Source organism: Microbacterium sp. NPDC058021, assembly GCF_042885955.1.
Lineage (GTDB): Bacteria > Actinomycetota > Actinomycetes > Actinomycetales > Microbacteriaceae > Microbacterium.
The window spans coordinates 456,191-481,682 of record NZ_JBHVRF010000004.1; the positions used below are offsets into that span (position 1 = coordinate 456,191).

Genomic DNA, 25,492 nt, shown 5'->3' on the forward strand with positions numbered 1-25,492 from the left:
CGTCGAGGGAGCCGTCATGCCGACCAACCGCCGTGCTCGCACCGAGGCAGAACTGCAGGCCCTGGCCCGCGACCACCTGTGGATGCACTTCGCCCGGCAGTCGGTGATGACCGACGGACCGGGTGTACCGATCATCGTCCGCGGCGAGGGCCATCACATCTGGGATGCCGGGGGCAAGCGCTACATCGACGGGCTTTCGGGCTTGTTCGTCGTCAACGCCGGCCACGGGCGCACGCGCCTCGCCGACGCCGGCGCCCGGCAGGCCGAGCAGCTGGCGTTCTTCCCGATCTGGTCGTACGCCCACCCGGCCGCGATCGAGCTGGCGGCGAGACTGGCGCACCTCGCCCCCGGCGACCTCGATCACGTGTTCTTCTCCACGGGGGGCGGCGAGGCGGTCGAGACGGCGTTCAAGCTCGCGAAGCACTACTTCAAGCTCGTCGGCAAGCCTGGCAAGCACAAGGTCATCTCGCGTGCCATCGCCTACCACGGCACGCCACAGGGCGCCCTGGCGATCACGGGCCTGCCGGGCATGAAGCAGATGTTCGAGCCGATCACCCCCGGCGGCTTCCGGGTGCCCAACACCAACAGGTACCGCGCAGCCGAAGCCGGCTTCACGGGCACGACCGACGACGAGTTCGGGGTGTGGGCGGCGGACCGCATCGAGGAGATGATCCTGTTCGAGGGACCCGACACGGTCGCCGCGGTCTTCCTCGAGCCGGTGCAGAACTCCGGCGGCTGCTTCCCGCCGCCGCCGGGATATTTCGCCCGCGTGCGCGAGATCTGCGACCGGCACGATGTGCTGCTGGTCAGCGATGAGGTGATCTGCGCGTTCGGCCGCATCGGCGAGACGTTCGCCTGCACCGCCTACGGCTACCAGCCCGACATGATCACCTTCGCAAAGGCTGCCACGAGCGGGTACGCGCCGCTGGGCGGCACGATCGTGAGCGAGCGCATCTACGAGCCGTTCGCGCACGGCGACGTGTCGTTCCCCCACGGCTACACCTTCGCCGGCCACCCGGTGTCGGCGGCGGTGGCGCTGGAGAACCTCGACATCTTCGAGGAGGAGCGCCTCAACGAGCGCGTGCGCGAGAACTCCCCCGCCTTCCGCGCCACCCTCGCCAAGCTCACCGATCTGCCGATCGTCGGCGACGTGCGCGGCGACGGCTACTTCTTCGGCATCGAGCTGGTCAAGGACAAGGCCACGCGCGAGACGTTCGATGCGGACGAGTCCGAGCGGCTGCTGCGCGGATTCCTCTCGACGGCGCTGTACGACGCGGGGCTGTACTGCCGCGCCGACGACCGCGGAGACCCCGTCGTGCAGCTGGCGCCGCCGCTGACCATCGGACAGACCGAGTTCGACGAGATCGAGCAGATCCTGCGCGGCGTGCTCAGCGAGGCGTGGACGCGGCTGTGATCTGATCGACAGCCCCGCGCTGCCAGTGCCCCGGCTCGTCGAACGCGCCGTACCGCACGTCGACGCCGTCGCGGTCGATGGTCGCCAGGCACAGCAGCAGCGACTGGGTCGGGTAGCCGAACGGGCGGTTGTCCCGCACGATGGCGCGGTCGTCCTGCGGCGGGAGCGCCGCCGACGCGTCGAGCACGTCGAGCCAGGCGTCGAACCAGTCACCGCCGCCTGGCTCCGGTCGCGCCCGGCGGAAGCGGTCGAGCCAGGCCGCGATCCGCGGCGTGGACGGGTCGTCGACCTCGTCGTGCGCGACCATGTGGATGCCGGGGGCGAGGGTCTGCTCGCGGCGGCGCAGACCATCCCACGACACCACGCGCACGATGCCGGGCGTCACCTCGACGAGGTTGAATCCGCGCGTCGTGGGTGCGGCGGCGGGCAGGCGACCGGCGGCGGCCTCCAGCGCGATGCGCCCGCGCGTGGTGACCTCGTCGTCGCCGCGGTCGGAGAGGTCGGCGCGGTTGAGCACCACGGCCAGCCGGTGCGCCGCGAGATCGGCGGCCAGCCACGCGCCGCCCGCGCGGTTGTCGCGCACACCCACGGTGTCGGGATAGGCCTCGTCCCACCAGGGGCCCAGGGGATCCCACGATCGGGCGGGGTCCTCATCGCGTACCGCGATCAGTCGCACCGCGTCGCCTGCCCGCTCGGGCACGCGCACGATCACCGTGCACATCGCGTTCCCCTCTCCCGGCCGGCCGGCCGGTCGCATGCAAGAATCGAGCCGTGTTCGTCGTGGTCGGAGTGACCGGTGGCATCGCCGCCTACAAGTCGGTGCATCTCGTGCGCCTCCTCATCCTCAACGGTCATGACGTGCAGGTGATTCCGACCGACGACGCGCTGCGGTTCGTGGGCCTGCCCACGTGGGAGGCGATCAGCCGCAACCCCGTCACCACATCGGTGCACGACGACGTGGCGCGCGTGCGTCACGTCGCGCTCGGACAGCGCGCCGACCTCGTCATCATCGCACCGGCCACCGCCAACACGCTCGCCAAGATGGCGGCGGGGCTGGCCGACGACCTGCTGGGCACCACCCTGCTCGCCACGCGCGCGCCGGTCATCGTGGCCCCGGCCATGCACACCGAGATGTGGGAGCACCCGGCCACGCAGCACAGCATCGCCGTGCTGCGCGAGCGCGGGGTGCACGTCGTGGGGCCGGCGTCGGGGGCCCTCACCGGCACCGATTCGGGGCCGGGCCGCATGAGCGAGCCCGACGAGATCGCCGCCGCCGCGCTGGCGATCGCCGGCGCGCGCGACGACCTCGCGGGCCTGCGGGTCGTCGTGACCGCCGGCGGCACGCGCGAGCCGCTCGACCCGGTGCGCTTCCTCGGCAACCGCTCCAGCGGACGCCAGGGCGCGCAGCTGGCGGTCGCCGCGGCCGACCGCGGCGCCGCCGTCACCCTGGTGGCGGCGCACATGGATGCCGACGCGCTGGCGGCGGCATCCGCTCATCGCCGCATCGACATCGTCCGGGTCGGCACGGCCCTCGAACTGCAGGAGGCCGTCACCGCGGCCGCCGCCGGCACGCAGGTCGTCGTGATGGCGGCGGCTGTCGCCGACTACCGCCCGGCTCGGGTCTCCGACGCCAAACTCACGAAGGAGGGCGGCGATGCGACCCTCACCCTCGAGCTGGTCGAGAACCCCGACATCGTCGCGGGGCTCGCGGCGGACCGGGCGGCCGGCCAGACGGTCGTCGCCTTCGCCGCCGAGACCGAGCCCGACGCCGGCGCACGGCTCGAGCGCGCGCGCCGCAAACGCGCCCGCAAGGGAGTGGATCTGCTCGTCGTCAACGAGGTGGGCTGGCAGGCGGGCTTCGAAGCCGACCGCAACGCGATCGCGATCATCGGACCCGACGGCGAGGTCGTCGCGGAGGCGAGCGGCACCAAGCGCGAGACGGCGGATGCCGTCTGGGACAGCGTGCAGGCGCTGCGCGCCCGCGGCTAGCGCCAGGCGCTGCGGGAGCCGGGAGCCCGCGGCATGAGTTCCCCGTCGACGACATCGAACGCGGGCAGCTGATCGAAGAGCGCGTCGTCGTCGGCCTCGGCCGGATTCGGCTCGTCTGCGGGAGAACGCACGGGGTCACCTCCTCGGGTCGTGTCCCCCACTCTGCCGTCTCCTTCCCCGGTGACGTCCGGGGTTGACAAAGCAAGTCCTGTGCGCTGAGGTCGCCGCGCGGTTATCGTGTCGGGGTGGGAATCATGTACTACGGCGGGGAGACGCCGATCCGCATCGAAGACCGAGCCCTGGCGCACCTGAAGGTCGTCATCGCCACGAAGCTGCGCCGCGGCGAGAGCTTCACCGTGTCGTGGCGGCACGCCGACGATGCGCCGCGGGGGCGCAGCACCATCTGGGTGCACCCGTCCATCCCGCTGCGGTTCATCTTCGACGACCCGGAGCCGGCCACGCTCAGCCGGGAGTGGATCGAGGAACTGGCGAACTCGGCCAACTCCTCCGGTGGCATCATGCTCGTCACCGAGCACCTCGACGAGGGCGCGGAGGGGCCCCTCAGCGAGGCGACGCCGTCGAACTGATCCCGCTCAGGCCTCTTCGGGCGTGGCGTCCTCGCGGGGCTCCGGCACGACGGTGAGACCGTTGGGCCCACTGGCGGCCTGCATCAGCGCTTCGACCCACACGCGGTTGATACGCGGAGCGCGGCTGCCGTGGAACGAGAACTGCAGCGGCACCGAGGGGTGGATCCAGAAACTGCGGCGGTCGCCGCCGGGGCCCGCATCCACATCGAACATGAACGGCTCGCCGCGGCGCAGCTTGTTCATGAAGACGATGCGCAGGTGAGCGAGCGTGCGGTCCTCGACCTCGACCGAGTTGCCCACCGTGTCGTAGATGAATCTGCCCATACGCTCAGCGTACCGGCGCGGGGGCAGCGCAACCGCCTCGGGTCAGTCGGCGCGTCCGCCGAGCATCTCCCGCGCACCCGCCTCGACGTCGACCGGGATGACCAGTGGCCGGCCGGCGCAGAACGCCTCCCACTCGCGCACCAGCAGCGCCTCGATGCGGGCGGTGCCCACGTGCGGATATTCCGCGGCGAGCCGGGCCGCCGCCGCCTGGAACGACACGACCAGCACGCCGTCGACGTGCAGCGCGTCGCCGTCGGCGGGGGCCTGCGCCAGATCGTTCACGCTTCCATGGTGTCATTCGGATCCGGGACGGTCGAATGTCAATCGGCGGGATAACTGGGGCGGCGAGTAACTAGCCCGAACGGCCCTATTCGTGCGGGGCAACCTGGTCGACCGCGTCCTGCAGCCGCGAGAGGCATTCGATGACGGCGCGCGACTCTTCCGGGGTCATGTCCCGCACGGCCTCCATCATGCGCGCGTGCATCGGCCCGAGGGTGTCGCGCACCTCGTGATCGGACTTCTCGGTCGCGATGACGTGGATGCTGCGGCGGTCGGTGGGATGCGGTTGGCGGACGATGTGCCCGGACTTCTCGAGCCGGTCGATGATCGCCGTCGTCGAGGCGGTCGACACCGCGAGGTAGCGCGCCAGCTCCGACGGGGAGACGAGCCGACCCTCGCCCTGAGCCTTCAGCAGGTAGCGGAGCACGAGAAGTTCGTTCTCGCCCATCGACATCGACTCGCGCGTGCGCCGGCGCATCGCGAGCTCCGCCGCCCGGTACAGCCGGAACGCCTGCAGCACGTCCACGGCACGGCGCTGGCGATCATCGTCGCCATCGCGGTACCAGTAGTGCGCCGTCGTGGAGTCGGGAAAGGGCACGTCGGCATCCTATTGCGTCAGCGGGCCGCAGGCCACGACAGGCCCGGCGCCACGAGGATCTGCCACAGCCACTGCGCGGCGACCTCGACCGGCGGCAGCGGGTCGCGCGCCACCCACGCGCCGATGACCCCGAGCGCGGTGCCGGCGATGCCCGCGCCCACGACGTCCAGCGGCATGTCCGCGAACACGTCGGGGTCGGCGAGGCCGACGGTGTCGCTCACGATCGACTCGATCCGCGCCCGCAGCCGTCCGGCCACGACCGCCGACCCGTGGTCGCCGAGCACCCGCCGGTACAGCGTCGCGTTCTGGGCGACGTGCTCGAGGTAGACCATCAGCTCGGGCGGCATGGCCGGCGGCGCGCTGGCGCGCGGCGCCGCGCGCAGCGGCGCTGCCACCTCGCCCAGCGCCTCCTCCAGCGCGTCGGCGAGGAGGGTCTCCTTGTCGCCGTAGTGCTGGTAGAAGCTGCTGCGGTTGACGCCCGCGCGCTGCACGATGTCGCCGACGGTGAGCTCGTCCAGCGACCGCTCGCGGGCGAGCGCGAGCAGGGCATCCTGCAGACTCGCCCGGGTTCGCGCGGCACGAGGATCCATGCCTCGATTGTGCCAGCCGGGCGAACGCTGAGAGTTGACCCGCGCGACGGTTTCGCCGACATTCGCCGGATAGATTGGATGCCGGCCCGACGCCGCGCCCACCCCGTCTTCCCGTCGAAAGGCACCACCGTGGCCAACCTTCTGTTTCGCCTCGGCAGGGTCAGTGCCCGCCGCGCCTGGACCGTCATCATCGGCTGGCTCATCGTGCTGGCCATCGCCGCCGGGTCGTTCCTGGCCTTCGGCGGCACGCTCGCCTCGAGCTTCAGCATTCCGGGAACCGAGACCGAACGGGTCAACGACCAGCTCGCCGACACCTTCCCCGATCTCACCGGAGCCAGCGCCACCGCCGTGTTCACGACGGAGGACGACGCCCCGTTCACCACCGGCCAGCAGGATGAGATCGGCGCTCTGCTCGACGACATCGCCGACGTCGACGGTGTCGCCGCCGTCACCGACCCGTTCACGGTCGAAGCCGAGCGCGCCGGCCAGGCCGCGCAGATCGACGACGGCCGCGCACAGTTGGAGGCGGGGATCGCCCAGCTCGACGCCGCCGAGGCGCAGCTGGAGGCGGGGCAGCAGCAGCTGGATGCCGCGGTCGCCCAGGCACAGGCCGCGGGAATGTACGACATGGTCGCCGACCAGCTGACCGCGCAGCAGGAGCAGCTGAACGCCGGATGGGCCGACCTCGAGGCCGGCCGTGGCCAGCTCGACCAGCAGGCCGCGCAGCTCGAAGACGGCGCCGCCCTCATGGCCCTCGCGGACGGAATCCGCGTCATCTCCGACGACGGCGCGACGGCGCTGGCGGCGATCCAGTTCGACGAGACGATGTTCGACCTGCCGCAGGAGGTCAAGGACGAGGTCGCCGACCTCCTCGAGTCGGCGGACATCGCCGGCGTGCAGGTGGACTACTCCTCGACCATCGCCGCGACCACCGAGGGCCTCATCGGCGTCGGCGAGATCGTGGGCGTGGTGCTGGCGGGCATCGTGCTGCTGATCATGATGCGTGCGTTCCTGCCCGCCATGACGCCGCTGCTGAGCTCGCTCGTGGGTGTCGGCGTCGGCGTCGCCGGCTCGCTCGCCTTCTCCGGCGTCGTCGACATGGCCTCGGTCACCCCGATCCTCGGCGTGATGCTGGGGCTCGCCGTCGGCATCGACTACTCCCTGTTCATCATGAACCGCCACCGCACCCAGGTGCTGGCGGGCATGGAGATCGACGAGTCGGTGGGGCTCGCGAACGGCACCGCCGGCAACGCGGTCGTCTTCGCCGGTTCGACGGTGATCGTCGCGCTCGTGGCGCTGCTGGTCACCGGCATCCCGTTCCTGGGCGTCATGGGCATCGTCGGGGCCGTGTGCGTGTTCATCGCGGTGCTGGTGTCGGTCACCTTCACCCCGGCGCTGCTGGGGCTGCTGGGCACCCGGGTGCTCACCCGCAAGGCGCGTGCGACGATCGGCCACCCCGACCACGTCAACCGCGAGGTCCGGCCCATGCGCACGCCCCGCGCGATCGGCGCGGCCGTGCTGGCGATCGTGGCACTGCTGATCATCGCCATCCCCGCGCTGTCGATGCGTCTGGGTCTTCCCGATGGCTCGGGTGAGGCCACCGACACGACGCAGTACCGCACCTACAAGACGATCGAGGCCGAGTTCGGTGCGGGCCAGAACGGTCCGCTGCTGGTCGTGGCGGAGATGCCCGACGCGGTCGCCGAACCCGACCGGCTGCCGACGCAGATCGCGCTGGGCACCGCATTGTCCGAGCAGGAGGGTGTCGTGGCCGTGGCACCGGTCGCCGTCTCCGACGACGGCACGACGTTCGCCTTCCAGGTGGTGCCCGACGGCGGGCCGACGAGCACCACGACGGAGCAGCTGGTGCACGATCTGCGCGCGCTGTCACCGGTCGGCGGCGAGATCGAGCTCGGCGTCGCCGGGCAGGCATCGGGCAACATCGACGTCTCCGAGAAGCTCGCCGCCGCGCTGCCGGTCTACCTCGCGGTCGTGATCGGCCTGTCGCTGCTGATCATGATCCTGGTGTTCCGCTCGATCCTCGTGCCCGTCATCGCCACCGCCGGCTTCGTGCTGTCGCTGTTCGCCGCGCTCGGCGCGGTGACCGCCATCTACCAGTGGGGCTGGCTCGGCGACCTGTTCGGCGTGCACGACCCCGGCCCCGTGCTGAGCTTCGCGCCCATCATCATCATGGGCGTGCTGTTCGGGCTCGCGATGGACTACCAGCTGTTCCTGGTGTCGGGCATGCGCGAGGCCTACGTGCACGGCCTGCCCGCCCGCACCGCCGTCGTGGCGGGGCTGCGCAGCGGCCGCGCGGTCGTCACCGCGGCGGCCATCATCATGGCGTCGGTGTTCGGCGGGTTCATCTTCAGCCACCTGGGCATGGTGCGTCCGCTGGGCTTCGGCCTGGCGATCGGTGTGCTCTTCGACGCGTTCGTGGTGCGTATGGTGCTGGTGCCCGCGGTCATGCACCTCTGCGGCGACGCCGCCTGGTGGCTGCCGAAGTGGCTCGACCGCATCATGCCCGACGTCGACGTCGAGGGCGCCGCCCTCGAGCGGGCGCACCCCGTTCACGGGGTGGCCGCCGAGGAGCCGGCACGCGCCTAGCCTGCCGGCGCCGCCCGCACCAGTGGTCGCATCGGCGCGGGCGGGCGGCGAGACTGGGTCGATGGACGCCCTGAACGACGCGGTGCTGACCGGTGGCGACACCCTGTGGACCTGGGTGGTGCTGCCGGTGCTGGCGGTGCTGGGCGTGTACTTCACGGTGCGCTCGGGGGTCGTGCAGTTCCGGCTCATCCCGGAGATGTTCCGCGTGCTCACCGACCGCACCCCGCGCGACGAACACGGCGAACCGCAGTCGGTGTCGGCGTTCCAGGCGTTCACGCTGTCGGCGGCGTCCCGCGTCGGCGTCGGCAACATCGCCGGCGTCGGCACCGCGATCGCCATCGGCGGCCCGGGCGCGGTGTTCTGGATGTGGACGATGGCCTTCATCGGCGGCGCGTCGAGCTTCGTGGAATCCACCCTCGGTCAGCTGTTCAAGGTACGCGATGCCACCGGCTTCCGCGGCGGCCCGGCTTACTACATGCAGTACGGCCTGAAGGCACGGTGGATGGGGATCCTCTTCGCCGTGATCCTCATCGTGTGCTTCCCGTTCGCCTTCAGCTCGCTGCAGGCCAACACGATCGCCGCGACCGTCTCGGCCAGCTTCGGCGGCGACGTGGGATGGATCCCGTGGGTGGTGGGGGCCGTGCTGGCAGGGCTCACCGCGCTCATCGTCTTCGGCGGGCTGCGGCGCATCGCGCACGTGACCGAGGCGGTCGTCCCCGCGATGGCGCTGGGCTACCTGCTGCTGGGGCTGGTGATCGTCGGGATGAACATCGAACGCCTGCCGGAGGTGTTCCTGTCGATCTTCACGCAGGCGTTCGGCTACAACGAGGTCGTCGGCGCGACCCTCGGCGTCATCATCATGAACGGCGTCAAGCGCGGCATGTTCTCCAACGAGGCCGGGCTGGGCTCGGTGCCCAACGCCAGTGCGACCGCGGCGGTGACCCACCCCGTCAAGCAGGGCCTCGTGCAGACGCTCGGTGTCTACTTCGACACGCTGCTGGTGTGCTCCATCACGGCGTTCATCATCCTCATCGCCACGCCCGACCTCGCCGGCGCGGAGCGGGGGATCGGGCTGACCCAGGACGCCATCGTGGGCACCCTCGGCCCGTGGTCCAACGTGCTGCTGAGCATCATCATCTTCCTGCTGGCGTTCAGCTCGATCCTCGGCAACTACTACTACGGGGAGTCGAACATCGAGTTCATCTCGCCCACCCGGCGCTTCCTGCAGACCTACCGGGTGCTCGTGGTCGCGGTCGTCTTCCTCGGCTCGATCGCCTCGGCCGACCTCATCTGGAACACCGCCGACGGCATCATGGGCGTGATGGCGCTGGTGAACCTCGTGGCGATCGCACTGCTGTCGGGCATCGCGTTCCGGCTGCTGCGCGACTACACCCGCCAGCGCCGGGCGGGCCGCGACCCGGTGTTCACCCGCGACCTGCTGCCGGAGGTGACCGGCATCTCGTGCTGGGAGGACGCGCGCACCGTGACGGGCACGATCGATCTGCCTCAGTCCCGGCCGGCCTCGGGTCCGTAGAGACGGGCGATGTCGGGGGAATCGAGCCACCCCGCGTAGGCGGGTGTCTGCGGCCAGCCCTCGGGCGAGTCCTGCCAGTCCTCCTGCCGCCCCCAGGGAAGCAGGTCGATGAGCGGGAAGATGTGGCTCAGCTGCTCGGCGCCCCTGCCGTCGGTGTGCCACGTGCGGTAGACGGTGTCGCCGTCGCGGAAGAACACGTTGTATCCGAAGCCCCCGCCTGCGGGCGCACCCACGTCGGCGCCGAAGGGACTGTCGGCGGTCGAGTACCACTCCATCCGCTGGCCGACCTTCTCGCGGTACGCCAGCGCGGCATCGATCGGGCCCTGCGTCACGATCACGAAGCGCGCGTCGTACGGGTCGAGGAAGCCGAGCCGCGAGAACTGGGACATGGAAGACGTGCAGCCCCCGCACTGCCATTGCGCGTCGTCGCGCCACATGTGGTGGTAGGTGATGAGCTGGGTGCGGCCCTGGAACACGTCGACCAGGCGCACCGGTCCGTCCGCGCCCATGAGGGTGTAGTCGGGCAGCTCGACCATCGGCAGCCGACGGCGCTGCGCGGCGATGGCGTCGAGTTCGCGGGTCGCCGCCTTCTCGCGCACGCGCAATGCGGCGAGTTCGCGCTGCCACGTCTGCGCATCCACGACCGGGGGCTTCCCCGCCCTCGCCACGGCCTCAGTGCTCATGTCGATCCTCCCGAAGTGTACGGCGTTCACATGCTATGTTCACAGGGTACACATCGACCGGGGAGAGTCAAGGATGCCGTCTGAACCGGTCACCCGCGCAGCCAGGTCCGGCTACCACCACGGCGACCTGGCCAACGCGCTGCTCGAGGAGGGCCTGCAGCTCACGCGGCACGGCGGGCCGGACGCGGTGACCGTGCGCGAGGTCGCCCGCCGGGTGGGGGTGGCCCCCACCGCGGTGTACCGCCACTTCGCCGACCGCGACGCCCTCGTCGCAGCGATCGCCCTGCGCATCCAGCAGCAGGTCGCCGACCGAATGCGCACGGTCGAGGATGCCCGGGCGGGCGGGGCGGAGACCCCCTCGGCCCGCGCCCGCCTGCGCGCGGTGGGGCTCGGATACGTCGGCTTCGCCCTGGCGGAGCCCGGCTGGTTCGACGTCGCGTTCGGGTCGGCCACGGCGCTGCCGAGCGATGTGGATCCCGCATCGCTCCCCGCGCCGCTCGCGACGCTCGTCGAGGTGCTCGACGATCTCGTCGCCGAGGGCGATCTGCCCGCCGCAGCACGGGAGGGCGCCGAGTGGCCGTGCTGGTCGACGGTGCACGGGTTCGCCCTGCTCGCACTGCGCGGACCGCTGCGCGCACTCCCCCGCGACCTGCTGTGGCATCACGCGCAGCAGGCCGTCGACACGATCATCGACGGCCTGCTGGCTCCGCGCTGAGGCGCGCGTTCAGGCGAAGTAGGCGCTGGACAGCGCCATGCCTCCGCCGGTCGCGAATGCGCCGAAGACGAAGACGACCGACGACCCGAAGGCCGCCATCCTGTCCCGCCGACGCCGTCGCGGTTCTCCCCAGTGCGCGCTCGCGCGCGCGTCGTATCCCAGCATGTCGTTGTCTGACCCTTCTATCCCCAGAAGACGTGGTCACCCCCAGGTGACGACTCCTTCATCCTGACGCCGCGGGATCTGCCAGACTCGGGTGCATCGCACCTGGTTTTGTGCGCGGGCCGGTCCGGCCCTTCCCGACCCGAGGGAAAAGAATGACGATGTGGCAACGCGTGCGCACCCCCCTGCGCGCGACGCAGGTCGCCCACCAGGTCGACGAGTGCGCCCGCGCGCAGCGCGGTGTGCTCGTATTGAGCGCTCCCGGTGACGGTGCCTCCCGGTTCGCCTCCGACATCGCCACCCAGCTGCGCATCGGCGGTCACGTCGTGATGCGGCTGGACGACGTCGATCGCGCCGAGGGCGGGCGACGGCCGGCCGCCCCGCCCGACACGATCGTGGTGGCATCCGCGCGCATCGGCGTGCCGCTTGCCGATGACCTCGCGGCGTTTCTGGCCGAGCGCACCGACGTCGTGCAGCTCGCCGCCCTCACGCGGGTCGAGGCGGCCGACGTCGTGACCGCGGCGATCGGGCACCCGCCGACGGCGCGCCTGGTCGAGGCCCTCTGGCGCAGCTCGCACGGCAACCTCGCCGCGCTCCGGGCCGCGTACGACGAACTGGATCGGCGCGGACTCATCCATATCTCCCGCGGGCAGGCGCACATGACCCTCCCGGTGCGCGACGCACTGGAGGCGATCGACGCCGACCCCGCGCGATGGGTCGCGGACACCGGGACCTCGCCCCTGCACACGGTCGCACTCGAGCCGCTGGTCACGATCGACGACCTGGCCCTGCTGCACGACCCCGGCACGGTGCGGGAACTCGTGCGACGGGGCCTGCTGCGCGCGGACGGCGCCGGCGAACGACCCGTCGTCGTGCACCCGCCCCTGCTGGCCGAGGCGCTGCGTCGCGAGGCCGCCCCTGAGCAGCGCGACGACGGCTACCGGGCGATCGGCCGGCTGCCGGGTGCGGCGGGGCGCCTCCCCGCCTTCGCCGCCTGGGCACTGACTCAGGGGCGGGAGGTGTCGACCGCGGATGCCGTCTGCGCCGTCAAAGCGGCATTCGCCGTGCACGACTACGCCGCCGGCGTGCGGGTGGCCGACATCGCCCTGACGCGGCCGTCGGCATCCCCCGCCCTGCGCGCGCACCTGCTGCTCGTGCGCGCCCAGTGCCTGCGGATGCTCGAGCGACTCGGGGAAGCGGAGGCGAGTCTCACCGAAGCCGCTACGCTCATCGGCGCAGACCCGCCGGCGTCGGCGGAGGACCGCGAACGCGACGCGATGATCGCGCTCGAGATCGTCGCCGCGCGCGCCGACCTCATCCACTACCGGGAACGCTCGCCCGATGCCGCACTGGCGCTGTTCGATGCGGCCCGCGCCCACTGGCGGGCCGACCACGATCTCCCCCGCCGCATCACCCTGGACGCTCTGACGGTCCTGCACCTGTCGTACGCGGGACGCTTCCAAGATGCCGTCGCGGCGTACCGCACCCTCGTCCACGCCCCGCCGGGCCCCCTCGGCCGCCGCCTCGAGGCCTTCCATGCGATCGCGCTGGATGCGCTCGGCCGCAGCGACGAGGCACTGGTGGTGCTCGGACGCCTGGACCGCCAGGCCGAGACCGCACCGCACAGCGACTGGGTGGTGGAGGAGCATCTCGCGGCGCGGTTCACGATCGTGCTGCACGGCGAAGGAGTGGTCGCGCTGGCACGGGAGACCGCGTGGTTCACCGCGGTGGATGCCAATCGGCTGGTCCTCATCGCCCCCGGCATGCGCCGCCTCGCCGATGTCGAGGTCGCCCTCAACGTCGGCGACGTCCCGGCCGCCGTGGCGGCGGGCCACGACGCGGTGAAGTCCCTCGAGCGCGACGGCCCCGAGGACTACCTGCCCCGCGCCGCGTCGCTGTACGCCCACGCCCTGGCACTCGATTCGCATGCCGAGGGGGCGCGTGCGCAGCTGACGCGTCTGACATCGCTGGCGGGCGTCACCAACTCGCCCACGGGACCCGAGATCCGCGCGACGGTCGCCGGGACGCTGAGCGCCCTGGGCGAGCACGACGAGGCGCTCGCCCAGTGCCGCGCCCTGGCCGCGGAGGGGCTGATCGGCGCCGCGATGCGGGGCGCCGCGACCGGCGTCATCCGCCGCCACCGGGCGATGTGCGAGTTCGCGAGCGCCCTCGCGGTGACCGGCCCCGTGCCACTGCTGACCCGCTCGCTCGCCGCCGCCGTGCTCTCGCAGCACCCGCGCGACGCGCTGCTGGTCAGTCGCACGGCCGCGGCGGCCGGTCAGTACGCCATCGCGCATGCCGCCGCCGCGCTCGCGCGCGACCAGCTCGCCCCCGGCTCCTCGCTCCACGGGACGGCCGTGCGTCTTGTGGCGGCCGCGGCCGTACACGCGCGCGGGCTCGACACCGAATCCGCCGCGGTGATGCCGCTGCTGACGAAGCGGGAGCGTCAGGTCGCGGACCTCATGAGCCAGGGGCTCGGCAACGCGGAGATCGCGGAGACGCTGCAGCTGTCCAAGCGCACCGTCGAGGGGCACATCAACCGCATCTACGGCAAGACCGCACTGCGCGACGGCCCGCACGCGGGCTGAGGCGGGGGCCGCTACGCGGCGAGGGTGTGCTCGTGGATCTCGGTGGTCAGCGAGACGCCGTTGAGGTCGAAGTAGACCTGCCCCTCGGTGACCGACAGCGTCGCGGTGTTGCGGCGCTGCACCGCCGCGGCGGCGGCGTCGACGAACCCCGGATCGAAGCTGTGCAGCGGGATCGCATCGGCGCGATGGATGGTCTTGCCCGCCCACGCGGCGAGCAGCTTCTGCGGGTCGCGGTGGGTGTAGACGGTGGTGCGGTCGGCGAGCTTACTGCCGTAGTGCAGGCGCGCGGCATCCGGTGCGCCCACTTCGATCCAAGCGGTCACGCGACCGGTGAGGTCGCGCACGACGAGCGCCGGCTCGTCGGTGGCCGAGATGCCCTCGCTGAAGGCGATGCCCTCCTCGTACTCCAGGCAGTAGGCCAGCACCCGCGTCATCATGAACGCGTCGGTCTCGGATGGATGCCGCGCGACGCGCAGCGCCAGCTCGTCGTAGACGCCGCGGTCGACGTCGGCCAACTGCACCGTGAAGGTGTGGATCACTGCGCCTGCGGCCATAACGAACGAGCCTACGCGCGCTGCGCGCGCCCCCGCGCCACGGCGTCAGGCGAGGATGCTGGGCTCGAGATCCCCGAGCGTGCGGTAGCGGGTCTTGCGGGTGACGGCGATGGCCGTGAACAGGAACCCGGCGACCAGCCAGCACAGCAGCACGGTGGCGTCGGTGATCGTGCGCGAGAGATCCCCGCCGTACATGAACTGGCGCATGCCGTCGACGACATAACTCATGGGCAAGAGGTTGTGCAGCACCGCGAGGGGTCCCGGCAGCGTCTGCCAGGGGAAGGTGCCGCCCGCCGTCACCAGTTGCAGCACCATCAGCACGAGCCCCAGGAATTGGCCCACCTCTCCCCACCAGACGTTCAGCGCCAGGATGATCGCGGTGTAGGTGAGGGAGGCGAGCATCATGATGCCGAGGGTCCCCAGCGGATAGACCATCGGGAAATCGAGCGCGAACAGGAGCACCAGGAACAGCAGGCTCATCTGGATGAGCCCGAACATCCCCGGGGTCAGCCAGCCGGCGAGCGTGATGCGCACCGGGGAATGCAGCGCCGCGACGGCGCGGCGGGAGATGGGCTTGACGATGAGGAAGAGCGCGTAGATGCCGATCCATCCCGCGAGCGCGCCGAAGAACGGCGCGAGCCCGGCGCCGTAGTTGGCCGCCTGCGCGACCCCGTCGGTCTCGAGCTTGATGGGATCGGCGATGGTGCGCGCCTGCGACTGCCGCAGGTCCGCGCTGCTGTCGGGGATCTCCGCCGCCCCGCTCTGGAGCGCATCGCGCAGCGTCGCACTGCCCGACGACAGGCTGGCCGCGCCGTCACGGAGCGTGCCGGCGCCGTCCGAGAGGGTGCCGAGCCCCGACTGCAGGGTGGCGAGCCCGTCGCGCAGCGTCACCGCGCCGTCGGCGACCTCGCGGCTGCCGGAAGCGAGCTCGTCGATCTGTCCGACGACCTCCTGCACGCGCTGATCGCCCGCCCGGATGCCTGCCCCGACGGCGTCGAGCCGGGTGAGCACGGCGTCGATGGTCGGGGGATCCAGGCCCAGCGCGAGGAGATCGGCGGTGATCGCGGCGCGCGCCGCGGGCAGGTCGGCGGTGAGCTGGTTGACCACACCCGCGACACGGTCGGCGGCTGCGGCCACCTCGGCGTTCCCACCGGCCACGCGGGCGGCGCCGTCGGCGAGCGTCGCCGACCCGCTTTCCAGCTCTGCGGCTCCCGTGACGGCGCTCGCGGCGCCCTCGACGAGCCGCACCGTGCCGTCGGCGAGCTCGACGGTGCCGGCGGCGAGTTCGGCGGCGCCTTCGCCGGCCTCGACGATCTTGCCGCGGATGGTGGAGATGGAATCCAGCAGAGTGGATGCCGCCTCCTGACCGACCTCCTGCGCGACGGTCGAGCGGATGCGCTCCACCGCCTGCGAGCCGATGGTGCTGGCCAGGTAGCTGTTGGCGTCGTAGGTCTCCAGGACGATCTCCGCCTGGCGCGGGTCGTCGCCGGAGACGGAGGTGAGCGCGGCGGAGAAGTCGGCCGGCAGGATGATGGCGAAGTCGTACCGGTTGTCCTCCAGACCGCGCTGCGCCGCCTGGTCGGACACCCGATGCCAGTCGAAGTCGCCGCGCTTGAGCAGCTCGGTGGCGACCTCGTCGCCGATGTTGCGTGCGGCGGTGTCGCCTTCGGCGGGCACGCCGGTGTCTTCGACGACGAGGGCGACGGGGATGTCGGAGAGCTTGGCGTAGGGATCCTGGTTGGCCCAGAGGTAGAGGCCGCCGTACAGGATCGGCACGATGACCAGCGCGAGGAGGGCGAGGGTGGACAGCCGGGTGGAGGTCAGTCGCCGCAGCTCGGCGGCGATCATGTGCGGCACCTTGAGGCGCGGCACCGGCAGCGACGGGCCGTTCACGCCGCACGCCCCGGGTCGGCGGTGGCGGCTTCGATCACGGTGGCCGACGCGTCTCCCGCGATCATGAGCATGGCGAATCCGCGCTCGGCGATCGCCTGACCCTGGCGCCACCACTGCAACGGCGGACCGCCGTGCCGGTCGGGGGCGACCAGCACGAGCCCCTCGACTCCCGGCCGCAGCAGGGCCAGCTCGGTGAGCAGCTCGATGCGATCGCGGGGCGCGACGTTGACGATCGGCAGGCGCGCGATATGCGCGAGGCTCTGGTCGCGCAGCCAGGCGCGCACGGCACGGTGGCCGGCCGAGCGGCCGGCGAACATGAGCTCCTCGGCGGTGACGCCGGCGACGGTGACCCGCGACGCCGGCTCCGAGATGTCGGGGGCGTCGACGAGCGCGACCCGGCGGCGGATACCGGCATCGTCGGCCTCGCCGTCGATGCGGATGCTGCCCGAGTCCGGGCGCATCCGCCCCGAGGCGATGAGCCCGAGCACCGTGGGACGCTGCATCGTCTCGGCACGGACGAACGTGGCGCGCCCGGTCTCGTAGTCGAAGCTGATGGCCGGAAGGGACTCGCCGTCGCGGCCCTTGCTCACGTCGTGCAGCTCGATCTTCATGGCCCCGCCCTCCCGCGCCGACGGTGTCCCGCCGTGGTCCCCGAGTCTTCAGGCCGGATGCGGGTACGTCCACCCCTTGCCGCGCGTAGGAGAACCGTGAGGTTTCCCGGCGCACCCGTATGGGTTCCGTGAGGACCGTCGTCGCGGCAGCCGGCCGGGAGTTGGATCGGGGATGCGTCCCGTCGGACGCCCGGCATTCACCCGTATGCCGCTGCCCTCCGAAATGGAGTCTTCCGTGCTCGACCTCGTCTACGTGCTCGGCGTGATCGCCCTGTTCGTGATCGTCGGCCTGCTGGGCAAGGCGGTGGAGAAGCTGTGATCGTCTTCGAGCTTCTCGCCGTCGTGCTGGGCGTTGCCGCCATCGTCTACCTGCTGCTGGCCCTCGTGAAACCGGAGCGGTTCTGATGGGGTGGCTGTACGCGATCCTCGCGCTCGGCTCCGTCGCCGTCGTCCTGGCGGTGCTCTACCGCCCGCTCGGCGACTACATGGCGTGGGTGTACACCTCGCGCAGCGACGGGGCGGTGGAGCGGGGCCTGTACAAGGTCATCGGCGTCGATCCCCGGGCGGAGCAGACGTGGCAGGCCTACCTCCGGGGCCTCCTCGCCTTCTCGGCGGTGGGCCTGCTCATCGTCTACGGCCTGCAGCGCCTGCAGCAGTGGCTTCCCTATTCGCTCGGACTTCCCGCCCCGAGTGAGCACCTGTCGTTCAACACGGCCGCCTCGTTCGTGGGCAACACCAACTGGCAGTCGTACTCACCGGAGCTGACGCTGGGGTACACGGTGCAGATGGCCGGTCTCGCGGTGCAGAACTTCACCTCGGCCGCCGTCGGCATGGCTGTGGCCATCGCCCTCGTGCGCGGGCTCGCCTCCCGCCGTTCGGGCACGATCGGCAACTTCTGGGTCGACCTGACGCGCGGCATCCTCCGCATCCTGCTGCCCCTGGCCACCCTCGCCGCGATCGTGCTGGCGATCGGCGGCGTCGTGCAGAACTTCAACGGCTTCACCGAGGTCTCCACGCTCTCCGGCGCCGTGCAGTCGATCCCCGGCGGTCCGACCGCCTCGCAAGAGGCGATCAAGCTGCTCGGCACGAACGGCGGCGGGTTCTTCAACGCCAACTCCGCGCACCCGTTCGAGAACCCGACCGCCTGGACGAACGTCTTCCAGGTGCTGCTGATGCTGGTGATCCCCTTCGCTCTGCCGCGCACGTTCGGCCGCCTGGTCGGCGACAATCGCCAGGGCTACGCGGTCCTCGCGGTCATGGGCGTGCTGTTCACGCTGTCGTTCACGATCCTGACCGCCCTCGAATCCGCCGGCCAGGGCGCCGCCCCCCAGCTCGCCGGCAGCGCCATGGAGGGCAAGGAGCAGCGTTTCGGCATCATCGGGTCGACCCTGTTCGCCACGACGAGCACGGGCACCTCCACCGGCGCGGTGAACTCGATGCACGACTCGTACACGGCGCTGGGCGGCATGATGCCGATGCTGAACATGATGCTGGGCGAGGTGACGCCCGGCGGTGTCGGCTCGGGCCTGTATGGCCTGCTCGTCCTCGCGATCGTCGCGGTGTTCATCTCGGGCCTGCTCATCGGACGCACACCGGAGTACCTCGGCAAGAAGATCGGCCCGCGGGAGATCAAGCTCGCCGCGCTGTACATCCTCGTCATGCCGACCCTCGTGCTCACCGGCACGGCACTGAGCTTCGCGCTGCCGGGCGTGCGGGAGGAGATCGAGGATGTCTCGATCTGGAACCCCGGTGTGCACGGCATGTCCGAGGTGCTGTACGCCTTCGTCTCGGCCGCCAACAACAACGGCTCCGCCTTCGCCGGACTCACCGCCAACACGCCGTGGCTGAACACGGCACTGGGGGTGACGATCCTGCTCGGCCGGTTCCTGCCGATCGTGTTCGTGCTCGCGCTGGCCGGCTCCTTCGCCGCGCAGGACACCGTTCCGGCCACCAGCGGAACCCTGCCGACGCATCGTCCCCAATTCGTCGGGATGCTCACGGTCGTGGCCGTGTTGCTGACCGCACTGACCTTCTTCCCCGTTCTCACGCTGGGTCCCCTGGCTGAAGGGCTCGTCTGACATGTCCACACTCACCGCTCCGACACCGCAAGCGCAGCGCACCGCCCCCACCCGCGGCGCGTTCTCCTGGGCGCAGCTGGGGGCGGCCCTCCCGGGCGCCTTCCGCAAACTCGATCCGCGCCGGCAATGGCGCAACCCCGTCATGTTCATCGTCTGGGTCGGCGCCGCGCTGACCACGACCCTGGCGGTCGCGGAACCGTTCCTCGGCGGCCCCGCCGACTCGGGCGGCACTGCCGTGCCGGCATCCTTCACCTGGGCGATCGCCGTCTGGCTGTGGCTGACGGTGCTGTTCGCGAACCTCGCCGAGTCGGTGGCCGAAGGCCGCGGCAAGGCGCAGGCCGAGACGCTGCGCCAGACCCGCACGAGCACGACCGCCCACCGGGTCACGGCGTACGATGCGGCCGGCGACCCGGCCGCCGACGGCACCGCGACGACCGATGTGCCGTCATCGGATCTGCGCCTGGGTGACACGGTGGTCGTCTCGGCCGGCGAGCTCATCCCCGGCGACGGGGACATCGTCTGGGGCATCGCCTCGGTCGACGAGTCGGCGATCACGGGCGAGTCCGCCCCCGTCATCCGCGAATCCGGCGGCGACCGCTCGGCCGTGACCGGCGGCACCCGCGTGCTGTCGGACCGCATCGTGGTGCGCATCACCTCCAAACCCGGCGAGACGTTCGTGGACCGGATGATCGCGCTCGTCGAGGGTGCCGCCCGGCAGAAGACCCCCAACGAGGTCGCGCTGTCGATCCTGCTGGCGTCGCTGTCGATCATCTTCGTCGTCGTCGCGCTGACGTTGAACCCGATCGCGTCGTATGCCGCCGCCCCCGTGAGCATCACGGTGCTGATCGCGCTGCTGGTGTGCCTCATCCCCACCACGATCGGGGCGCTCCTCTCGGCGATCGGCATCGCGGGCATGGACCGACTGGTGCAGCGCAACGTGCTGGCGATGTCCGGCCGGGCCGTCGAGGCGGCGGGCGATGTCACGACGCTGCTGCTGGACAAGACCGGCACCATCACGTACGGCAACCGTCGGGCGGCGGCGTTCGTCCCCATGACGGGGGTGCCCGGGCAGGAGCTCATCCGCGCGGCCGCGCAGTCGTCGCTGGCCGATCCCACCCCCGAGGGCGTCTCGATCGTGAACCTCGCCGCGCACGAGGGCGTGACGGTGGGAGGCTCGGCCGCGGGCGACATCGTGCCGTTCACGGCGCAGACGCGCATGTCGGGCCTGGACCTGCCCGACGGCACCCTCATCCGCAAGGGCGCCGGCTCCGCCGTCACCGGCTGGCTCGAGTCGGAGGGGCGCCGCCTGCCGGACGGCGTACGGGCCGAGCTCGACGAGCACACCGAACGCATCGCGCGCTCCGGCGGCACCCCGCTCGTCGTCGCCACCCGCACCGCCGACGGAGAGGGCCGCGTCCTCGGCGTCGTGCACCTGAAGGACATCGTGAAGGAAGGACTCACCCAGCGCTTCGCCGAACTGCGGTCGATGGGCATCCGCACCGTCATGGTCACCGGCGACAACCCGCTGACCGCCGCGGCCATCGCCCGGGAGGCCGGCGTCGACGACTTCCTCGCCGAGGCCACCCCCGAGGACAAGCTCGCCTACATCCGCACCGAGCAGGCCGGCGGCAACCTCGTCGCGATGACCGGTGACGGCACCAACGACGCCCCGGCGCTCGCGCAGGCCGATGTGGGGGTCGCCATGAACACGGGCACGTCGGCGGCGAAGGAGGCCGGCAACATGGTCGACCTCGACTCCGACCCGACCAAGCTCATCGACATCGTGCGCATCGGCAAGCAGCTGCTGATCACCCGCGGGGCGCTGACCACCTTCTCCATCGCGAACGACCTCGCGAAGTACTTCGCGATCATCCCGGCGATGTTCATGGGGGTGTTCCCGGGCCTCGCGGCGCTGAACATCATGGGGCTGCACTCCCCGGCATCCGCCGTGCTGTCGGCGATCATCTTCAACGCGATCATCATCGTGGCGCTGGTTCCGCTGGCGCTGCGCGGGGTGAAGTACCGCCCGCAGGACGCCTCGAAGACCCTCGGGCGCAATCTGCTCGTCTACGGGCTCGGCGGCGTCGTCGCGCCCTTCATCGGAATCTGGCTCATCGACCTCGTCGTGCGCCTGTTCCCCGGGTTCTGAGCCCTGAGGAGTCACAGAAATGAACACATCCACCCGCTCCACCGGCCGTACCCTCTGGGTCGCGGTGCGCGCCATGGCCGTCTTCACCCTGCTGCTGGGCGTCGGCTACACGCTCGTCATCACGGGCGTCGGGCAGCTGATCCTCCCCGCCCAGGCGAACGGGTCGATCGCGCGTGACGCCGACGGCGAGCCCGTCGGCTCGGCGCTGATCGGCCAGTCGTTCGCCGACGCCGACGGCGCACCGCTGCCGGAGTACTTCCAGCCGCGGCCCTCCGCCGCCGGCGACGGGTACGACGGCGGCGCGTCGAGCGGCTCGAACCTCGGCCCCGAGAACGAGGACCTCGTCGCCGCGATCGCCGAGCGCACGGCGCTGGTCGCCGAGTTCAACGGCGTCGCCGAGGCCGATGTGCCGGCCGATGCGGTCACCGCGTCGGGCTCGGGGCTGGACCCCCACATCAGTGCCGACTACGCCGGCATCCAGGTCGAGCGCGTGGCCTTCGAGCGCGGTCTCGACCCCGACGAGGTGCGCGATCTCGTGGCGGCGCACACGAGCGGGCGCACTCTCGGGTTCCTCGGCGAGCCGTCCGTGAACGTCCTGGAGCTTAATCTGGCACTGGACGAGCTGGAGGGCTGACGCATGGGCGCACGGGGGCGGTTGCGGGTACTGCTGGGCGCCGCTCCCGGCGTCGGCAAGACGTACACGATGCTCGAAGAGGGCACCCGTCTGGTCGGCGAAGGCAAGGACGTGGTCGTCGCGGTCGTGGAGACCCACGGCCGCGCCGCCACGTCGGCGATGACCCAGGGGCTCGAGATCCTCCCCCGCCGCACCGTGGCGCACCGCGGCGTGGAACTGACCGAGATGGACGTGGATGCCGTCATAGCGCGGCGTCCGCTGGTCGCCCTCGTCGACGAACTCGCCCACACCAACGCGCCCGGGTCCCGCAACGACAAGCGGTGGCAGGACGTGGACGAGCTGCTGGATGCCGGCATCGACGTCATCTCCACCGTCAACATCCAGCACATCGAGTCGCTCAACGACGTCGTGGAGCAGATCACCGGCGCTCCGCAGCGCGAGAGCATCCCCGACGCGATCCTGCGCAAGGCCGACCAGGTGGAGGTCATCGACCTCGCCCCGCAGGCGCTGCGCGACCGGCTCGCGGGCGGGCTCGTCTACCCCGCCGAGCGCATCGACGCCGCGCTGTCGAACTACTTCCGCCTGGGAAACCTCACCGCGCTGCGCGAACTCGCGCTGCTGTGGCTGGCGGACGAAGTCGACCAGGCGCTGCGGCACTACCGCGCCGAGCAGGGCATCGACAGCACGTGGGAGGCCCGCGAGCGCGTCGTCGTCACCCTCACCGGCGGGCCCGAGGGCGAGACGCTGCTGCGCCGCGGTGCGCGGATCGCCGCCCGTTCGGCCGGCGGCGAGCTGCTCGCCGTGCACGTGACCAGCCAGGACGGCCTGCGCGGCGCGAACCCCGCGGCACTCGCTCAGCAGCGCGCCCTGGTCGAGACGCTCGGCGGCACCTTCCACCAGGTGGTCGGCGACGACGTGCCGGCGGCGCTGGTCGAGTTCGCGAAGTCCGTCAACGCCACCCAGCTGGTCATCGGCGTCAGCCGCCGCAGCCGGCTGCTCGCACTCGTGACCGGTCCCGGCATCGGGGCCACGGTCATCCGCGAGGCCGGCAACATCGACGTGCACATCGTCAACCACGACGCCGCGGGCGGGCAGTTCCCCCTCCCCCGCATGGGCGGCGCACTGACCATGCGCCGGCGCATCGCCGGCTTCGCGCTGGCGCTGGTGAGCGGCCCGCTGCTGACGTGGCTGCTCGTGTCGATCCGCAGCGAAGAGTCGATCACGAGCGACGTGCTCGCCTACCAACTGCTGGTCGTGGTCGTCGCCCTCGTCGGCGGGCTGTGGCCGGCGATGTTCGCCGCCGTGCTGTCGGGGCTGACGCTGGACTACTTCTTCATCGCGCCGCAGTTCTCGATCAGCATCAGCGACCCGCTGCATCTCGTCGCCCTGGGGCTGTACATCGCCAATGCCGTGCTCGTCAGCTACGTCGTCGACCGCGCGGCCCGCCAGACCCGCGCCGCCCGACGCGCCGCGGCGGAGTCGGAGCTGCTGCAGACCGTCGCCGGCAGCGTGCTGCGCGGCCAGGGGGCGCTGCAGGCGCTCGTCGAGCGCACCCGTGAGGCGTTCGGGCTCGCCGGGGTGCGTCTGATCGTCGACGGCCAGATCGTCGCCCGCAGCGGCGAGCCGGTCACCGACGAACACCACGTCGCGGTGCCGGTGGGCGATCGCGGGCGACTCGAACTGCACGGCCACGACCTCGAGGCATCCGAGCAGCGCCTGCTCGGGGTGATCGTGGCGCAGCTCGGGGCGGCGATCGAGCACGATGCGCTGGAGGTGGCGGCGAGCGAGGTCGAACCGCTCGCCGCCTCCGACCGGGTGCGCACGGCCCTGCTGTCGGCATTGAGCCATGACCTCCGCCGGCCGCTGGCGGCCGCCACCGCGTCGGTCAGCGGCCTGCGGGCGGCGCGCAACGCGTTGACCGAGGAGGATCGCGACGAGCTGCTCGCCACGGCCGATGAGAGCCTCAGCACGCTCGCCACGCTCGTGACCGACCTGCTGGATGTGAGCAGGCTGCAGGCCGGGGTGCTGGCGATCTCGACGACCGCCGTCGACCCCGCCGACACGATCCTCCCCGCCCTCGAAGAACTCGGCGCCGACCCGCAGCAGGTCGAGCTGGACCTCGACGACACCGTGCCGCCGGTGGATGCCGACGCCGTGCTGCTGCAGCGCGTCGTGGTGAATCTGCTCGCCAATGCCCTCCGCCACGCCCCGACCGGCACGAAGGTGCGCATCGCGACGAGCACGTTCGCCCGCTCGGTGGAGATCCGGATCGTCGACCACGGTCCGGGCATTCCCGCCGAACGGCGCGATGATGTCTTCGTGCCCTTCCAGCGTCTCGGCGACACCGACAACACCACGGGGCTCGGCCTCGGCCTCGCGCTGTCGAAGGGGTTCGTCGAGGGGATGGGCGGAAGCCTCACCCCGGAGGACACCCCCGGTGGCGGGCTCACGATGGTGATCTCGCTGCCGGCAGCGGGTTCGACCGCAGACCTCCCCCGCTCCGAAAGCAGCATGCGCCCGTGAAGATCCTCATCGCCGACGACGATCCGCAGATCCTGCGCGCGCTGCGCATCACCCTGACGGCCAAGGGGTACGAGATCTTCACGGCGACGGACGGGTCCGCGGCGATCGCCGCGGCGATCGATCACCACCCCGACCTGTACCTCATCGACCTCGGGATGCCCGGTTTCGACGGCATCGCGGTGATCCAGGCGATCCGGGGCTGGTCGGAGGCGCCGGTGCTCGTCGTGTCGGGCCGCTCGGGCGCGGCGGACAAGGTCGAGGCGCTGGATGCCGGTGCCGACGACTACGTGACGAAGCCGTTCTCGGTGGAGGAGCTGCTCGCCCGCATCCGCGCGCTCACGCGTCGCACTCCGCAGCAGTCCCCCGACCCCGTCGTCACCCTCGGCGACGTCACGGTGGATCTGGCATCGCGCGACGTCACCCGCCCCCGCGACGGCGGCGTCGACCACATCCGCCTCACACCGACGGAGTGGCAGGTGCTGGAGCTGCTCATCCGCAACCCGGGGCGGCTCGTGACACGCCAGACGCTGCTGACCAGCATCTGGGGGTCGACGCACGTCGCCGACACCGGATACCTCCGTCTCTACATGTCGCAGTTGCGCAAGAAGCTCGAACCCGACCCGGCCTCGCCCCGCTACCTCATCACCGAGGCCGGAATGGGCTACCGGCTCGCCCTGCATCCCGCCTGACCCTGCCCGCGCACGGCGGCCCGCCGTCCGGGGTGGGTGCCGGTCGGCGGGTGGGCGTGGTGGTTAGAAGGGTGGTGGCGCCCCGCTGCCGGTCGCGGCGGTCGCGGTCGTGGTGGTGGTCGCGGGGGTGGTGGTGAATTCGAGGGCGCCGTGGGGGATGTCGAGGTAGCGCCGGCCGGTGGGGCTGGTCCATTCAAGGGTGCCGTCGGGGTGTTGGGTGACGGTCCACGCGGTGTGGTGTTTCAGGGTGTGGTGGCGTTTGCAGAGGTGGGCGAGGTTGCACAGGTGGGT

At 71.4% G+C, this 25,492-nt stretch carries 23 protein-coding genes and 1 pseudogene; 13 read left to right on the top strand and 11 right to left on the bottom strand.

All coding sequences use genetic code 11. From position 1 onward, the window contains the following. Positions 1-16 precede the first annotated feature (16 nt). Positions 17-1,414 carry an aspartate aminotransferase family protein gene (locus ACFVR6_RS11220; protein WP_386962775.1) on the top strand — a complete coding sequence of 466 codons (1,398 nt, stop codon included), beginning with the start codon at positions 17-19 and terminating at the stop codon, positions 1,412-1,414. Here the strand turns inward: ACFVR6_RS11220 and ACFVR6_RS11225 are convergent. Then, positions 1,389-2,135, bottom strand: a complete 747-nt coding sequence (locus ACFVR6_RS11225; RefSeq protein ID WP_386962778.1) for an NRDE family protein — start codon at positions 2,133-2,135, stop codon at positions 1,389-1,391. The genes ACFVR6_RS11220 and ACFVR6_RS11225 overlap by 26 nt on opposite strands. Before the next feature lie 50 nt (positions 2,136-2,185). Here ACFVR6_RS11225 and coaBC point away from each other — a divergent pair, with 50 nt between their 5' ends. Continuing rightward, entirely contained in the window at positions 2,186-3,403 is a 1,218-nt protein-coding gene (gene coaBC, locus ACFVR6_RS11230) for a bifunctional phosphopantothenoylcysteine decarboxylase/phosphopantothenate--cysteine ligase CoaBC (RefSeq protein WP_386962781.1), read from the top strand. Here the strand turns inward: coaBC and ACFVR6_RS11235 are convergent. Beyond that, positions 3,400-3,534, bottom strand: a complete 135-nt coding sequence (locus ACFVR6_RS11235) for a hypothetical protein (protein WP_386962784.1) — start codon at positions 3,532-3,534, stop codon at positions 3,400-3,402. The genes coaBC and ACFVR6_RS11235 overlap by 4 nt on opposite strands. Before the next feature lie 114 nt (positions 3,535-3,648). Here ACFVR6_RS11235 and ACFVR6_RS11240 point away from each other — a divergent pair, with 114 nt between their 5' ends. Further along, positions 3,649-3,990, top strand: coding sequence for a DUF7882 family protein (locus ACFVR6_RS11240; RefSeq protein ID WP_386962787.1), 342 nt, complete (start codon positions 3,649-3,651; stop codon positions 3,988-3,990). A 6-nt stretch (positions 3,991-3,996) separates the two neighbouring features. Here ACFVR6_RS11240 and ACFVR6_RS11245 read toward each other — a convergent pair whose 3' ends face one another. The 4 genes from ACFVR6_RS11245 to ACFVR6_RS11260 form a co-directional block, all read right to left on the bottom strand. Next, the gene (locus ACFVR6_RS11245) at positions 3,997-4,314 is read right to left on the bottom strand and encodes a DUF7882 family protein (RefSeq protein WP_386962790.1); all 318 of its coding nucleotides are present in this window, start codon (positions 4,312-4,314) and stop codon (positions 3,997-3,999) included. Positions 4,315-4,356: 42 nt separating this feature from the next. After that, positions 4,357-4,596: a hypothetical protein gene (locus tag ACFVR6_RS11250; RefSeq protein WP_386962793.1), complete on the bottom strand. Its 240-nt coding sequence runs from the start codon at positions 4,594-4,596 to the stop codon at positions 4,357-4,359. A gap of 85 nt (positions 4,597-4,681) precedes the next feature. Further along, positions 4,682-5,191 (bottom strand): MarR family winged helix-turn-helix transcriptional regulator, encoded by a 510-nt coding sequence (locus tag ACFVR6_RS11255; protein WP_386962796.1) that lies wholly within the window; start codon positions 5,189-5,191, stop codon positions 4,682-4,684. A 17-nt stretch (positions 5,192-5,208) separates the two neighbouring features. Then, positions 5,209-5,781, bottom strand: a complete 573-nt coding sequence (locus ACFVR6_RS11260) for a TetR/AcrR family transcriptional regulator (RefSeq protein WP_386962799.1) — start codon at positions 5,779-5,781, stop codon at positions 5,209-5,211. 129 nt (positions 5,782-5,910) lie between these two features. Here ACFVR6_RS11260 and ACFVR6_RS11265 point away from each other — a divergent pair, with 129 nt between their 5' ends. Both ACFVR6_RS11265 and ACFVR6_RS11270 read left to right on the top strand, forming a co-directional pair. Then, entirely contained in the window at positions 5,911-8,388 is a 2,478-nt protein-coding gene (locus tag ACFVR6_RS11265) for an MMPL family transporter (RefSeq protein WP_386962802.1), read from the top strand. Positions 8,389-8,449: 61 nt separating this feature from the next. Next, the gene (locus ACFVR6_RS11270; RefSeq protein WP_386962805.1) at positions 8,450-9,922 is read left to right on the top strand and encodes an alanine/glycine:cation symporter family protein; all 1,473 of its coding nucleotides are present in this window, start codon (positions 8,450-8,452) and stop codon (positions 9,920-9,922) included. Here the strand turns inward: ACFVR6_RS11270 and ACFVR6_RS11275 are convergent. Next, a complete protein-coding gene (locus tag ACFVR6_RS11275) occupies positions 9,895-10,605 on the bottom strand; it encodes a DUF899 family protein (RefSeq protein ID WP_386962807.1) in 711 nt (236 codons plus the stop codon). The two genes, ACFVR6_RS11270 and ACFVR6_RS11275, sit on opposite strands and share 28 nt — an antisense overlap. A gap of 73 nt (positions 10,606-10,678) precedes the next feature. Here ACFVR6_RS11275 and ACFVR6_RS11280 point away from each other — a divergent pair, with 73 nt between their 5' ends. Next, the gene (locus tag ACFVR6_RS11280; RefSeq protein ID WP_386962809.1) at positions 10,679-11,320 is read left to right on the top strand and encodes a TetR/AcrR family transcriptional regulator; all 642 of its coding nucleotides are present in this window, start codon (positions 10,679-10,681) and stop codon (positions 11,318-11,320) included. Between the two features lie 317 nt (positions 11,321-11,637). Beyond that, positions 11,638-14,070 (top strand): helix-turn-helix transcriptional regulator, encoded by a 2,433-nt coding sequence (locus tag ACFVR6_RS11285; RefSeq protein ID WP_386962812.1) that lies wholly within the window; start codon positions 11,638-11,640, stop codon positions 14,068-14,070. Between the two features lie 11 nt (positions 14,071-14,081). Here the strand turns inward: ACFVR6_RS11285 and ACFVR6_RS11290 are convergent, their stop codons facing one another. From ACFVR6_RS11290 to ACFVR6_RS11300, 3 genes are read right to left on the bottom strand one after another with little or no spacing between them, the layout of a single operon-like run. Then, complete coding sequence (locus ACFVR6_RS11290) at positions 14,082-14,624, bottom strand: YaeQ family protein (RefSeq protein ID WP_386962815.1); 543 nt, start codon at positions 14,622-14,624, stop codon at positions 14,082-14,084. Positions 14,625-14,669: 45 nt separating this feature from the next. Further along, the gene (locus ACFVR6_RS11295; protein WP_386962818.1) at positions 14,670-16,517 is read right to left on the bottom strand and encodes a YhgE/Pip family protein; all 1,848 of its coding nucleotides are present in this window, start codon (positions 16,515-16,517) and stop codon (positions 14,670-14,672) included. Continuing rightward, positions 16,514-17,128, bottom strand: a complete 615-nt coding sequence (locus ACFVR6_RS11300) for a hypothetical protein (protein ID WP_386962821.1) — start codon at positions 17,126-17,128, stop codon at positions 16,514-16,516. The genes ACFVR6_RS11295 and ACFVR6_RS11300 overlap by 4 nt, the downstream gene beginning before the upstream one ends. 315 nt (positions 17,129-17,443) lie before the next feature. On the opposite strand from ACFVR6_RS11300, the gene ACFVR6_RS11305 reads away from it, so the two are divergent. The 6 genes from ACFVR6_RS11305 to ACFVR6_RS11330 are packed head-to-tail and all read left to right on the top strand — an operon-like array spanning position 17,444 to position 25,201. After that, complete coding sequence (locus ACFVR6_RS11305; protein ID WP_386962824.1) at positions 17,444-17,533, top strand: potassium-transporting ATPase subunit F; 90 nt, start codon at positions 17,444-17,446, stop codon at positions 17,531-17,533. After that, complete coding sequence (kdpA, locus tag ACFVR6_RS11310) at positions 17,533-19,206, top strand: potassium-transporting ATPase subunit KdpA (protein WP_386962827.1); 1,674 nt, start codon at positions 17,533-17,535, stop codon at positions 19,204-19,206. Before ACFVR6_RS11305 ends, kdpA begins: the two co-directional genes overlap by 1 nt. A gap of 1 nt (position 19,207) precedes the next feature. Further along, complete coding sequence (kdpB, locus tag ACFVR6_RS11315; protein WP_386962830.1) at positions 19,208-21,355, top strand: potassium-transporting ATPase subunit KdpB; 2,148 nt, start codon at positions 19,208-19,210, stop codon at positions 21,353-21,355. A 19-nt stretch (positions 21,356-21,374) separates the two neighbouring features. Further along, positions 21,375-21,989: a K(+)-transporting ATPase subunit C gene (gene kdpC, locus ACFVR6_RS11320; protein WP_386962833.1), complete on the top strand. Its 615-nt coding sequence runs from the start codon at positions 21,375-21,377 to the stop codon at positions 21,987-21,989. Between the two features lie 3 nt (positions 21,990-21,992). After that, entirely contained in the window at positions 21,993-24,512 is a 2,520-nt protein-coding gene (locus ACFVR6_RS11325; protein ID WP_386962836.1) for a DUF4118 domain-containing protein, read from the top strand. Further along, positions 24,509-25,201 carry a response regulator gene (locus tag ACFVR6_RS11330; RefSeq protein WP_386962839.1) on the top strand — a complete coding sequence of 231 codons (693 nt, stop codon included), beginning with the start codon at positions 24,509-24,511 and terminating at the stop codon, positions 25,199-25,201. Before ACFVR6_RS11325 ends, ACFVR6_RS11330 begins: the two co-directional genes overlap by 4 nt. 63 nt (positions 25,202-25,264) lie before the next feature. Here the strand turns inward: ACFVR6_RS11330 and ACFVR6_RS11335 are convergent. Continuing rightward, positions 25,265-25,492 (bottom strand): annotated as a pseudogene (locus tag ACFVR6_RS11335) (HNH endonuclease); the annotation flags it as partial.